This is a genomic window from Okeania sp. SIO2C9 (genome assembly GCF_010672455.1).
Taxonomy (GTDB): Bacteria; Cyanobacteriota; Cyanobacteriia; order Cyanobacteriales; family Microcoleaceae; genus Okeania.
Genome location: NZ_JAAHGO010000012.1, coordinates 79,842 through 93,934 on the forward strand (window position 1 = coordinate 79,842; position 14,093 = coordinate 93,934).

Annotated in this window: 7 protein-coding genes; 2 read left to right on the forward strand and 5 right to left on the reverse strand. The window is 38.8% G+C overall.

The features are described 5' to 3' along the window. Window positions 1-38 precede the first annotated feature (38 nt). The 4 genes from F6K23_RS10975 to psaA form a co-directional block, all read right to left on the reverse strand. Complete coding sequence (locus F6K23_RS10975) at window positions 39-1,022, reverse strand: glutathione S-transferase family protein (RefSeq protein ID WP_293154673.1); 984 nt, start codon at window positions 1,020-1,022, stop codon at window positions 39-41. A gap of 124 nt (window positions 1,023-1,146) precedes the next feature. Next, on the reverse strand, window positions 1,147-1,776 hold the full coding sequence (locus F6K23_RS10980) for a hypothetical protein (RefSeq protein ID WP_293154674.1): 630 nt from the start codon (window positions 1,774-1,776) through the stop codon (window positions 1,147-1,149). 261 nt (window positions 1,777-2,037) lie between these two features. Beyond that, the gene (gene psaB / locus F6K23_RS10985; protein ID WP_293154675.1) at window positions 2,038-4,266 is read right to left on the reverse strand and encodes a photosystem I core protein PsaB; all 2,229 of its coding nucleotides are present in this window, start codon (window positions 4,264-4,266) and stop codon (window positions 2,038-2,040) included. A gap of 280 nt (window positions 4,267-4,546) precedes the next feature. Further along, window positions 4,547-6,802 carry a photosystem I core protein PsaA gene (gene psaA, locus F6K23_RS10990; protein ID WP_293154677.1) on the reverse strand — a complete coding sequence of 752 codons (2,256 nt, stop codon included), beginning with the start codon at window positions 6,800-6,802 and terminating at the stop codon, window positions 4,547-4,549. A 1,052-nt stretch (window positions 6,803-7,854) separates the two neighbouring features. Here psaA and F6K23_RS10995 point away from each other — a divergent pair. Next, on the forward strand, window positions 7,855-10,374 hold the full coding sequence (locus tag F6K23_RS10995) for a hypothetical protein (protein ID WP_293154679.1): 2,520 nt from the start codon (window positions 7,855-7,857) through the stop codon (window positions 10,372-10,374). Between the two features lie 859 nt (window positions 10,375-11,233). Here the strand turns inward: F6K23_RS10995 and bluB are convergent. Then, window positions 11,234-11,878, reverse strand: a complete 645-nt coding sequence (bluB, locus tag F6K23_RS11000) for a 5,6-dimethylbenzimidazole synthase (RefSeq protein WP_293154681.1) — start codon at window positions 11,876-11,878, stop codon at window positions 11,234-11,236. Window positions 11,879-12,080: 202 nt separating this feature from the next. Here bluB and ribBA point away from each other — a divergent pair, with 202 nt between their 5' ends. After that, entirely contained in the window at window positions 12,081-13,817 is a 1,737-nt protein-coding gene (ribBA, locus tag F6K23_RS11005) for a bifunctional 3,4-dihydroxy-2-butanone-4-phosphate synthase/GTP cyclohydrolase II (RefSeq protein WP_293154683.1), read from the forward strand. Window positions 13,818-14,093 lie beyond the last annotated feature (276 nt).

Sequence of the window (14,093 nt, forward strand, 5' to 3'; positions counted from 1 at the left end):
TTTTCTTATTTATTTATAAGAAGAGGTAATTCTAAATTCTAAATTCTAAATTCTAAATTCTTGAAATCTGGACCTACAGGAATAATCCCACCAGGATTAAGAGGAAAAAGATTACCATAATAATCTTGCTTAACTGCTTCTAAATTACAAGTATCTGCTATTCCTGGAAGTTGATATAAATTTCGTAGATAAGCACTTAAATATTGATAGTCCTGAATTCGCCGCAAGTTACACTTAAATAGACCATAATAAACAACATCAAACCGGAATAATGTAGTAAACAAACGTACATCTGTTAATGTTACTGTCTCACCACAAAGATACCTACTAGCAGAAAGTACATTGTCAATTTCATCTAAAGTAGTAAATAATTCCTGACAAGCTTTTTCATAAGCTTCCTGAGTTTGGGCAAACCCACAACGATAAACTCCATTATTAACTGCATGATAAATTTTGTCATTCCACTGGTCTATTTTGGTTTTCAATTGTTCTGGATAAAGGTCAAGATTAGGATTTTTAGCAAACTGATTAAATTCAGCATTGAGCATCACAATAATATCTGCACTCTCATTATTCACAATAGTTTTTGTTTGCTCATCCCATAGCACAGGTACAGTGGCGCGTCCATTATAACCAGGCTTTGCTAAATTATATAATTCCGGTAGAGTAAAACATCCTTCTTGTTCCTCTTCCAATACCCAAATACCCCGATCGCCTGCTGGAGAAACAATAGTTACTGGAATAACATCTTCCAAACCTTTGAGCGATCTAACAACTAGAGTTCGATGTGCCCAGGGACAACCCAACCCTACAAATAGACGATAGCGTTTAGTAGCTGGTTGATATTTGTTTTCTGCTTGTATCCCTACTGTTTCTCTAAATAGACTAGCAGGACGAATGTATTCTCCTGAATTATTCCGTGGGGCAAGTTTTGACATCATTATTTGCCAGAGACTTGTCCAAACCCATTTTCCTAATTTTATTGTCAGAGAAGGTGGAAGTGATTTGCGTTTGTTAACCATTTGTTTTTTTTGAATTTAATTAAGTCAACAGTTATAGCAAGGAACGAGTTGTTGAGAACATATCTCATAGCACAAAAGCTTCTTTTTCAAAAGCAACTTCTAAGATGAAATGTCTTTTTTGAAGCTAATTAATTTCTATATTATATGTTTCTCCAACAGTTTCACAAATATAACCTGGAACTTTTTTATCAACTCTCCAGTATGTAAAAGTCTTTCCTTCAACAGTGCTAATTTTTGCCATTCCTTGACATCTATGATCGCCGAAATTGTCAAGGAATAAGTATTCTTCAACGTTACCCACTGCTTGATTGCACCTACTTGGATATAATTTGCCTTGAACTCCTCGTTTAGTGCTATAAGAGCTTCTTGCTTGTCGTTTTTCGCAAGCTTCTTGATACGAAGCTAAATGCTTAATCTTCAGTCTTCCGTCTCTGCTTGTTAAAGTTTGTTGGTTTTCTTGAGAGAAAAAAACGGAAGCTATAAAAACAAGTATAATGAGCCCAAAAAGATTTCCAAAGCATGATGAACATCCTCCTTTATTTTCAGTATTGGTGCTTCTTGCTCTATCAACCTTTTTTTCCCTTCTTTTTCTTTCTTTTTCTTTTTCACGTCTGTAAATCTCTTGTTCGATATCCCTCAATTCCCACTGCCAATTATGTATGTATTCGCTTTCTGGATTGTTCCATATTTTTTCTTCTAATCTTTCTTTTATTATTCTCAACGAATAATCAGATTCTGATTCGAAATTGCTCATTTTTTTTTCTTCATTTTGTACAGCACTACTGACCTGATCACTAAAAAAAAGCGATCGCAAGATTGATAGCTGTCCCTGGCTTAAACTGTAAACCCTAAGACTATCAACTCATCCCATCAGTTAATCTTTACATCCGTGGCCAAATCCCTGTGTGCCCTATTCTCCCAGTCCTAATATTTTCCACAAAAAAAACCCCCTACTAAAAGCAGGAGGTTTAATTTAATTAACCTACTAAACTAGGTTTGAGCTAATCTCAAGAAATTAACCAAACTTACCAGCAGTAGAGGCTATTACGAAGGCAGCGTAGGTGAGGACAAATCCTACCGTGAAGTGAGCTAAACCTACAACACGAGCTTGAACGATAGAAAGAGCAACAGGCTTATCCTTCCAGCGAACCAGGTTAGCTAGAGGAGTGCGCTCATGTGCCCAAACAATAGTTTCAATTAGCTCTTGCCAATAACCACGCCAAGAGATGAGGAACATGAAACCAGTCGCCCAAACTAGGTGTCCGAAGAGGAACATCCAAGCCCAAACAGACAGGTTATTAGTTCCATAAGGGTTATAACCGTTAATTAACTGGGAAGAGTTCAACCACAGATAATCACGGAACCAACCCATTAAATAAGTAGAAGATTCGTTGAACTGAGCAACGTTACCTTGCCAAACAGCTAGATGTTTCCAGTGCCAGTAGAACGTTAGCCACGCAATGGTGTTCAACATCCAGAACATAGATAGGTAGAAGGAATCCCAAGCAGAGATATCGCAAGTACCACCACGACCAGGGCCATCACAAGGGAATGCGTAACCGAAGTCTTTCTTGTCTGGCATTAATTTAGAACCACGAGCATCCAAAGCACCTTTGACTAAAATCAAGGTAGTTGTATGCAAACCTAGAGCGATCGCATGGTGTACCAAGAAATCGCCAGGGCCAATGGTTAAGAATAGAGAGTTACTACCACTGTTAATAGCATCTAACCAGCCTGGTAGCCATACGTTACCAGCATTAGGCCATGCTGTAGTAGCAATACTATCAGGGTTTGACAACAGCACATCCATGCCGTATAAAGCTTTCCCAGAAGCAGCTTGAACGAACTGAGCGAATACAGGCTCGATCAAGATTTGCTTTTCAGGAGTACCAAAAGCAACCACTACATCGTTGTGGACATAAAGACCGAGAGTGTGGAAGCCTAAGAATAGAGAGACCCAGCTCAAGTGAGAGATGATTGCCTCTTTGTGCTGTAATACACGATCCAGCACGTTACCTTTGTTTTGCTCGGAATCGTAATCCCGTACTAGGAAAATAGCACCGTGAGCAAATGCACCTACCATGATGAAACCAGCAATATACTGGTGGTGGGTATAGAGTGCTGCCATTGTAGTGTAATCCCTAGCTATGAAAGCATAAGGAGGCAGAGCATACATATGCTGTGCTACCAGAGAAGTGATTACACCCAGAGAAGCTAATGCTAAAGCTAACTGGAAGTGTAGAGAGTTGTTGAGAGTTTCATACAACCCTTGGTGAGGTAGGTTAAACTGACCTTCACTATTACCACCGACTAAACCAGCTTTGGAGTCAAGCATTTCTTTGATGCTGTGACCAATACCAAAGTTAGTCCGGTACATATGACCAGCTACGATAAAGATTACTGCGATCGCTAAGTGGTGATGAGCCATGTCAGTCAACCACAGTGACTCAGTTTGAGGATGGAAACCACCCAAGAAAGTCAGAATTGCAGTTCCTGCACCTTCAGAAGTACCAAACACATGACTGGCAGTATCAGGATTTTGAGCGTAAACGCCCCAATTTCCTGTAAAGAAAGGAGCTAAACCTGCGGGGTGAGGCATAGTTGTCAGGAAGTTATCCCAACCAACGTGCTGTCCGCGAGATTCAGGAATCGCAACGTGAACCAAGTGACCAGTCCAAGCCAAGGAACTAACACCGAACAGACCAGCCAAATGGTGATTTAAGCGGGACTCAGCATTTTTGAACCAAGCGAGGCTAGGACGGAACTTGGGCTGGAGGTGTAACCAACCAGCGAACAGCATGATGGATGCCAAGATCAGGAGGAAGATAGAACCCTGATATAGGTCTCCATTTGTTCTCATGCCGATGGTGTACCACCAGTGGTAAACACCAGAGTATGCGATATCTACTGGGTTAGAGGCACCTGCTTGAGTGAAGGCATCTACTGCAGGTTGACCGAATTGAGGGTCCCAAATCGCATGAGCGATTGGACGTATATTCAGAGGATCTTTAATCCACTGTTCAAAGTTTCCTTGCCAGGCAACGTGGAATAAGCTACCGGATGTCCAGAGGAAAATGATTGCTAGATGGCCGAAGTGAGAGGCAAAAATCTTTTGGTAAAGATTTTCCTCTGTCATACCATCATGGGTCTCAAAGTCATGAGCTGTAGCTATCCCGTACCAGATCCGACGGGTGGTTGGATCTTGTGCCAGGTCTTGGCTAAATTTTGGGAATTTTGTGGCCATAAATATTTTATCTAAATGTCTCGTGTGTATCTGAGAATCTTAGATTGAAGTGACATTCTCCTACATCAAATCTAAAGACTATGATATAGGCTTCCCAACCTCACGGATAGGGATTTCTGTTTTGCTGGCGCAACGCTGCGCGTTACATGTCGCGGAGCGAAACACAGGGAGTGCAAGCACTTAACCCTCCACAGACAGAGACGATGATACCCACCGCCTTTTTTTGGGGATTGAGGATCGTTCAATCCCCAAGCAAGAATCTTAAAACGCTATTGCATTCTTATCCTACTGAAATTATTCGAGCCAGGAAGAATGCCCAGGTTGTGACAATTCCGCCCAGGAGATAGTGAGCTACCCCCACTGCCCGACCTTGAATGATACTTAGAGCGCGTGGCTGAATTGCTGGAGCAACCTTTAACTTATTATGAGCCCAAACGATAGACTCGATCAACTCTTGCCAGTAGCCACGACCACTGAACAAGAACATTAAGCTAAATGCCCAAACAAAGTGTGCAGCTAAGAACATCAAACCGTAGGCAGACAGAGCTGAACCGTAGGATGTAATTACCTGAGAAGCTTGTGCCCATAGGAAGTCACGCAACCAACCATTAATGGTAATTGCACTTTGTGCAAAGTTACCGTAAGTGATATGAGATACTGTACCATCTGGGTCTACTGTTCCCCAAACATCTGACTGCATCTTCCAGCTAAAGTGGAAAATCACAATTGATAGGGAATTATACATCCAGAACAGACCTAGGAACACATGGTCCCAGCCAGAAACTTGACAAGTACCACCACGACCTGGACCATCGCAAGGGAATCGGAAGCCTAGTTCACTCTTATCAGGAATTAGACGAGAGTTACGGGCATAAAGTACACCTTTGAGAAGAATTAAAGCTGTAACGTGGATGGTAAAAGCATGGATATGGTGAACCATAAAGTCTGCCGTACCCAAAGCTATTGGCATCATTGCTACTTTACCGCCTACTGCTACAACATCACCACCAAAAGCTGGGCTAACAGATGCTAAAGCATTAGGTGCAGTATTACCGGGTGCCATCATATGGATATTTTGTACCCACTGAGCAAAGATTGGCTGTAGTTGAATCCCAGTATCAGAGAACATATCCTGGGGACGGCCAAAAGCACGCATAGTATCGTTGTGAACGTACAAGCCAAAGCTATGGAAGCCCAAGAATATACATACCCAGTTTAAGTGGGAGATAATCGCATCCCGGTGACGAATTACACGGTCCAAGAGGTTATTAACGTTCTTGGCTGGATCGTAATCCCGGACCATAAAGATAGCAGCATGAGCTCCTGCTCCCACAATCAGGAATCCACCAATCCACACATGGTGTGTGAACAGAGATAACTGAGTTGGGTAGTCAGTAGCAATATAGGGATATGGTGGCATTGCATACATATGATGCGCCACGATTATGCTTAGGGAGCCCATCATTGCCAAATTAATTGCCAATTGAGCGTGCCAAGAGGTTGTCAGAATTTCATAGAGACCTTTGTGACCTTCTCCGGTTAATGGACCTTTGTGAGTCTCAAGAATTTCCTTCATGCTGTGACCAATGCCCCAGTTAGTCCGGTACATATGGCCAGCTACAATGAATAATACTGCTAATGCCAAGTGATGGTGAGCTGTATCAGATAACCACAAGCCACCTGTTACAGGGTTTAAACCACCTTTGAAGGTCAAGAAGTCAGCGTACTCACCCCAATTTAATGTGAAGAATGGAGTTAGACCTTTAGCAAAGCTAGGGTATAACTCTGCCATTAAGCTAGAGTTCAAGATGAACTCATGAGGCAAAGGAATATCCTGTGGTGCTACGCCAGAATCTAACAATTTGTTAATTGGTAGAGAAACGTGAATCTGGTGACCAGCCCAAGATAAGCAACCTAGACCCAGTAAGCCTGCTAAGTGGTGGTTCATCATTGATTCCACATTCTGGAACCATTCCAACTTAGGAGCTTTCTTGTGATAATGGAACCAACCAGCAAACAGCATCAAGGCAGCCATTACCAAGGCACCGATCGCCGTGCAGTATAACTGGAACTCATTAGTTATACCGGAAGCACGCCACAACTGGAATAGACCAGAAGTTATCTGTATACCGTGGAAACCACCGCCAACATCACCATTTAAAATTTCTTGGCCAAATATAGGCCATACTACTTGAGCACTTGGCTTAATACCTATGGGATCTGTGAGCCAAGCCTCATAGTTGGAAAATTTAGCGCCATGAAAATATGCGCCACTCAACCAGATAAATATTACGGCCAGATGGCCAAAGTGTGCGCTAAAGATTTTGCGCGATACGTCTTCTAAATCGCTTGTATGACTATCAAAGTCATGAGCGTCAGCGTGTAGGTTCCAAATCCAAGTAGTTGTTTTTGGTCCTTTGGCTAGACTCCGCTCAAAGTGACCTGGCTTGCCCCACTTTTCAAATGAGGTGGGTACCGGGTCCTTATCTACGGTTACTTTTACCTTTGCCTCGCGCTCTGGAGGACTTATGGTCATGAAGACTCTCCCCTCTGAAAGAAACTGAACTGAACTATTGATGTTGTCAACATTGATAACATTTGTAACGAATTATCAATCTCTTTTGCAAATTTACAGGTTTTAGCTGTCTTTTGCAGGAATGCAACACCGCACTCTTTAGATTATGCCACAAAGTATATAAGACTTTGGGTGACATACTCCCACACTATACCAAATGGTTAGTGTGGGCTTCTCGCTTCCCAGTCCTGCTATTGCATCGGACTCCACGAGCTTTAAGGACGGGATGCCCCACCGCCCTTTTTGCAGAGCTAAAAACTACGCGCCTAGCTCCGCGATCGGGTTTTACGTTTACCGCCGATTCATCTGACACCAAATTGAAAATTTCGCGCGCAGGCTTCTCGACGGTTTAGCTAAATTCTTTCAAATACATAGATTCGATTTTATCGATTTGAATGTAAATGAAAGTTCTTTAGGAGATTATAAACTTGCTTAACGAGTATAAGTTGTTTCTTTACAATTATTAAAATTTCTTTAGAACAACTTAATCAGCTATTGTTGCTTATCTCACGGTAAGAAAAAAAAGTCAAGACTGATCGCGATAAAATTTACAATTCTCAAAGTTAACTTATAGCAGGGAACAGGGAAAAGTGACAAAAGCTTTTCTCTGTCTCAGTTTCATCATCAATCTCTGTCAAACACCAATTCTTTCCTTGCTATATTTTTAACATAACTTAATTAAGTATTTTTGCTCAATTTTCTAGCATATAGAAAAAGTCAAGACTTATGACCGGAAAGTTTACAATTCTCAAAGTTAACTATTCTTTGAAAACTTTAAATTTGACTAGACAACTAGACTATAAGGACTTTTTTACATTTTGAAAAGCTCTAATATTGTTCGCCATACTCTAGATTAATTAATACCAATTTCATCAAAAAACAAAAAACTAAAAAAAGTAGTTAATCCCCATCAATAGCAAAAATATTGATTTTAATGAGAAAATCATCATAAACAACAAAAAACTGAGAAAACAAATATCAATGTTAACTCTCAATTTATAGGAGTATAGTCCGTGTTTAATGTAAACTTGCCAAGAATATATGGCAGTCTGATTTCGGTTTTACAGAAAATATCCTCAAGAAGTTACATCAGTATAATGCATCGCCGACAGATGTACTTATTAGGACACGAGAAGAGGGAACAGGAAACAAAGGTAAGAATTTTAGACTCTTTATCTATTTTTGGATTTTTGACAAATCATCTAGACTTGCTTAACTTAAGAAAATTATTAACACTTCTAATTGTAGTAGTTTTAACTTCCGGTTTGGTCAGTTGTAGCGATCGCTTCTCTGAGCAACCTCAACTTAGCGAGGCAAAACCTGTAACGACTTCTATATCTAAAATATTGGAAGTTTCGCCACCAGAAATAATTCAGCAACTGCGTCAAGCGATCGACATCTACAAACCACAAGTTACAATACAAAGTCCTCAACCAGACCAAATATTTGAAGACAATACTATTACAGTACAACTTCAGGTGAAAGACCTACCTATATTCAAGTCAGAATTAGACTTAGGACCTTATGTAGAAGTAATTTTAGACAACAAACCTTATAAAAAAATCTATGACCTAAATCAACCGCTGATTTTATCAGACTTAGAACCTGGTACTCATACTATCAGAGTTTTTGCTTGTCGTCCGTGGGATGAAAGTTTTAAGAATGAAGGTGCTTATGCTCAAACAACTTTTCACATTTTCACTAAAACTACGAATAATAATCCTGCTCCAAATTTACCACTATTAACTTACAATAGTCCCTTGGGTGACTATGGTGCTGAACCCATCTTGCTTGACTATTATCTTACCAATGCACCGTCGCATTTAGTAGCACAAGAAGATCCTGAGGATGAAATAGTTGATTGGCGTATTCGTGTTACGGTTAATGGAACCAGTTTTATTACCGATCAATGGCAGTCAATATATTTAGAAGGGTTTCATCCAGGAAAAAATTGGATAAAGTTAGAATATATTGATGATGAGGGTAATGCTCTCAATGAGATTTATAATAGCACTATTGCTTTGATTACCTACAAACCAGGTGGACAAGATGTTCTTAGTAAAATCATCGCCGGAGAAATTTCACTGAAGGAAGCATATAGTATAGTTGACCCAGAATACATTTATCAGGAAACCCAACCAGAATTAACTCCAGAATTAGAAATAGAGGATATTCCTACTGCTGAACCAGAAGAAATTGAAGTAGAGGAAATATTAATTACACCAGAAGTAGAGGATATTCCTACTGCTGAACCAGAAGAAATTGAAGCAGAGGAAATATTAATTACACCAGAAATAGAGGATATTCCTACTGCTGAACCAGAAAAAATTGAAGTAGAGGAAACATTAATTACACCAGAAGTAGAGGATATTCCTACTGCTGAACCAGAAGAAATTGAAGTAGAAGAAATTCCTACTACTGAAGCAGAAGAAATTGAAGTAGAAGAAATTCCTACTACTGAAGCAGAAATTGAGGTAGAGGAAACTTTTACTGAAGAAGCAACCTCAAAAATAGAAACTACCGAAGCAAACGAACTACCAATAACAAAAGAAAAAATAGGTGAATTTGTAAATCGTGTTAGAGATAGATTTAAAGGTCTTATAAATAAAGTTACCGAAAAACAGAAATCAGCAACTCTAGACACAATAGAAAAACCAAATTTAGAAGAAAATTTCAATCCATCAGAAAAATCTGAAGTTCAAGATTCACTTCAGGAAAATGAGTTTCCTAGTCTGCCAGAAATAGTAGAGGAAGTACCAACACCAGAATCAGTAGAAAAACTGCCTCCGCAAGAAACTTCTGCTTTGACCCCAAATGTAGAAGAAAGTAATGAATCAGTAGAAAATCCTTCTACTTCTATACCTGAAGTTGTAGAAGATTTTCCACAAGATACTATTTCAGAATCAGAACAAATTACCGAACAAAATTCTGAAGTAGTTGTAGAACCTATTCCCACTGAAAGTAATGATTCTACTATTTCTATACCTGAAGCTGTAGAAGATTTTCCACAAGATACAATTCCAGACTCAGAACAAATTACCGAACAAAATTCTGAAGTAGTTGTAGAACCTATTCCCACTGAAAGTAATGATTCTACTATTTCTATACCTGAAGCTGTAGAAGATTTTCAGCAAGATACTACTCCAGATTTAGAACAAATTACCGAACAAAATTCTGAAGTAGTTGTAGAACCTATTCCCACTGAAAATGATGATTCTACTATTTCTATACCTGAAGTTGTAGAAGATTTTCAGCAAGATACTACTCCAGACTCAGAACAAATTACCGAACAAAATTCTGAAGTAATTGTAGAACCTATTCCCACTGAAAATGATGATTCTACTATTTCTATACCTGAAGTTGTAGAAGATTTTCAGCAAGATACTACTCCAGATTTAGAACAAATTATGGAACAAAAACCTGAAGTAGTTGTGGAGTCTATCTCACCTGAAAGTGATGATTCTATACAAGAAATTACTGAAGAAATTGAATCTGAAAATAATCTTGATTCTCCAGAAGAGATAATAGAATAAATTTCTATTTGCCGAGTAATTAATATTTAAAACTTCTCCTTTAAATAGGAAAAAAGGAAAAATATTCTTTTTAGTCGATTCTCTTATTTTCAAGGAGATGTAATTGTTAATTATATCATGTCCGGCAGCATCGGTCTTGTATAGCAAAGGTAAGGAAGAAGGAAGAGGGAAGAGAGAAGAGGAAGAAAGGCTACCCTCGCAAGAAAAAAACCATTATTTCCTGTAGATATTCACCCTTGGGTTTACACAAACGATATAAACGGACATGATATTATTAATTTTTGAAAGTAATTTTATAGCAGTCGAAGGAAAGGTTAGGACACATCAAAAGCTTAAAACTCAGACAACGTAATATTTTTCCTTCTTCCTTCTTTCTTCTTTCTTCTTCCTTCTGCTATAAGGTAAATAAACCACTTATAGAGATGTTATATAAAACGCCTCTATAAGTGACAAATATCCAGTCTTAATAAGCCTTAATATACAATCCGGTTATATAGTATATGTTCATAATTGGTGTCTACACTTCAATCCCCCCATCTCCCCATCTCCCCATCTCCCTATCTCCCTATCTCCCTACGATACAATAACTATTCAACCGGATTCTATATAATAACCTATTCCAAGGTAAGCATTCAGCTATTAGCCATCAGCGCTTCAGCACTAATACCCTGTGCTTAAGGACCAGGTTTAAATGAATATAGACTTTGGAGCTGACTTTTGTAACAAGATTTTTCGTTTCTCAATTAAATATTGCTTTGATAACTAACTAAAAGGAGTAGCTGATAGCTGATAGCTGACGGCTGAATGCTTACATTCCAAGACAAAATTAATAGCTGATAGCTGACAGCTGAATGCTTACTTAATAACTGTCATGATAAATCACTGCGTCCTTTAATTTACGCTTTTCCCAGTTAACAATTTCCAGCAAAGGACGTTCTGTGAATTCTGTGACATAACCTAAACATAAATACGCTATTAATTCATTTTCTGGAGGAGCATTAAGAATAGTTTTTACCTCTTTTTCGTCTAAAATACTTACCCAACCTAACCCTATATTCTCCGCTCTAGCCATTAACCACAAATTTTGAATTGCCAGACAAACACTGTATGGTCCAACTTTCTCTGTACAAGTTTGACCTAAGACAGGATTAGGTGAGGGCTTATAAAAAACAGCAATATTAACAGGAGTTTTAGTCATTCCAGTGCCAATCAATTGAAATTGATGAGGTAAAGGCCGATCTTTGAATATTTCTTCTGCTTTTTCATTTTCTCTTTCAAAAGATGCTTTGATTTTGGCCTTAATTGATGGATCACGAATAATCACAAATTCCCAGGGTTGAGAAAAACCAACTGAAGGAGCGTGTAAAGCAGCAAATAGTAAACGCTCTATTACTAGATCGGGAATTTCTTTACTAATAAACTTTGCTACTGGTTCTGTTCGACGATGAACGATAATATCTTCAAGTGTTTGACGTTCTTGTTCTGTAAAAATTCTACCTTTCATATTATTTATTTCCAATTATTGTATGATATTTTCTATCTGAAACTCAATTACTTAATAGAGTCTTCAAGTTCCTGTAAGGTATATTCTCAACTATCTATCTAATTTATTCATTCTTGTTACTATACTTCCGTAGCCTAGGAAACCCTATAATCTTTGTATATCGTTATAATCTTTGTATACTTTTAAACATATTTTGAAAAAAATGGCAAAACCAGGGAAGCTATCTGTGAATAAACAGCCAAACGAACAATTTCAATTTGACTCCATTGATGCTGCACTAGCAGACATTAAAGCAGGTAAGTCTGTAGTAGTAGTCGATGATGAACATCGAGAAAACGAAGGAGATGTAATTTGTGCAGCTCAATTTGCGACTCCAGACATGATTAACTTTATGGCAGTAGAAGCTAGAGGTCTAATTTGTCTGTCATTGACAGGCGATCGCCTTGACGAATTAGATATTCCACTTATGGTTACTAAAAATACTGATAGTAACCAAACAGCTTTTACTGTTAGTATTGATGCTTCCCCACAGTTGGGAGTTTCTACAGGTATCTCAGCAGAAGACCGAGCGCGTACTATTCAAGCTGTCATTAACCCTACTACCAAACCGGAAGATTTACGTCGTCCCGGTCATGTCTTCCCCATTCGAGCTAAAGAAGGAGGAGTATTAAAACGAGCTGGTCATACAGAAGCTGCTGTTGACTTAGCTAGATTAGCAGGTTTATATCCAGCGGGAGTTATTTGTGAAATTCAAAACCCAGACGGTTCGATGGCAAGGTTACCTCAATTAATAGAATATGCTCAAACTCATAATCTGAAATTGATCAGTATTGCCGATCTTATCAGTTATCGAATCAGACACGATCGCTTTGTTTACCGAGAAGCTATTGCTAAGTTACCATCCCAATTTGGTGAGTTCCAAATTTATGCTTACCGCAATACTCAAAATAATTCGGAACATGTAGCTATTGTTAAAGGCAACCCAGAAGAGTTTCAGGAAAAGGATGTCATGGTGCGGGTACATTCTGAGTGTTTGACTGGAGATGCTTTCGGTTCCCTCCGTTGTGACTGTCGAATGCAACTGCAAGCAGCGATGAAAATGATAGAAAAAGCGGGTGCGGGAGTGGTCGTCTATTTGCGACAAGAGGGTAGGGGAATAGGTTTAATTAATAAAATGAAAGCTTATTCATTGCAGGATATGGGATTAGATACTGTGGAAGCTAATGAAAAATTAGGGTTTCCAGCAGATTTGCGCAACTATGGTGTGGGAGCGCAAATATTAAATGATTTGGGTGTGAAAAAAATTCGTTTAATTACAAATAATCCTAGGAAAATAGCAGGTTTAAATGGTTATGGAATTGAAGTAGTAGATCGGGTGCCTTTGTTAATTGAAACAACAGATTATAATTCTACTTATTTGGCGACGAAGGCGCAAAAATTAGGTCATATGTTGTTACGCAGTTATTTAGTGACAATTGCTATTGATTGGAATGATGAAAACACAGAAGGAAAATTTGTTGATAATTCTTTGGTTAAAACTTTGAAATCTCCCCTTCAAAAGCGCTATGAATATTTGGAAAAATTACGCAGTTTAATCAAAGAAGATGATTTTCTGTTGCGGGAAGAAACTAGAGCAGTGGCAACAGCGGTTTTTGCTCAAGCACCTTTAATAGTTAATTTTGGTTTAGAAAAAGCAACATTAATTACATCTGAATGGTATCAACAATCAAATAATCCTTATTTGGAGGCGATCGCTAAAGTCTTAACAGAAATATCCCAATGGGAAAATATTTTCAAATTGGAATTTCTCATTGCTTCTGGTGTCGATCCTATGACTACCTTACAAGGAAAACTAAAACGTCATAGTTTTGAAATAACTGAATTATTGACAGTTATGGAACATTTGGAAACACAAAAAATTTATAGTTTAAAAGTTTAGGAGTCAGGAGAAGGAAGAAGGAGTCAGGAGACAGGAGTCAGGAGTCAGAATGGAAGAAAGAGGTGAAAATGTCATTGCGAGGGGGGTGAGAAACACTAGAAGTCTATAGTTAGCATTTTCACCCCCCGAAGCAATCCCAATCCCAATACTAGAGATTGCTTCCCTGACGGAATGCTTCGCAAACCCTGTCGCTCGCAATGACAATGTGAAAATGTCATTGCGAGGGGGGTGAGAAACACTAGAAGTCTATAGTTAGCATTTTCACCCCCCGAAGCA

Coding starts and splice junctions, on each gene's coding strand:
- F6K23_RS10975 (WP_293154673.1), bottom strand. CDS start 1,022: ATGGTTAACAAACGCAAATCACTTCCACCTTCTCTGACAATAAAATTA.
- F6K23_RS10980 (WP_293154674.1), bottom strand. CDS start 1,776: ATGAGCAATTTCGAATCAGAATCTGATTATTCGTTGAGAATAATAAAA.
- psaB (WP_293154675.1), bottom strand. CDS start 4,266: ATGGCCACAAAATTCCCAAAATTTAGCCAAGACCTGGCACAAGATCCA.
- psaA (WP_293154677.1), bottom strand. CDS start 6,802: ATGACCATAAGTCCTCCAGAGCGCGAGGCAAAGGTAAAAGTAACCGTA.
- bluB (WP_293154681.1), bottom strand. CDS start 11,878: ATGAAAGGTAGAATTTTTACAGAACAAGAACGTCAAACACTTGAAGAT.
- ribBA (WP_293154683.1), top strand. CDS start 12,081: ATGGCAAAACCAGGGAAGCTATCTGTGAATAAACAGCCAAACGAACAA.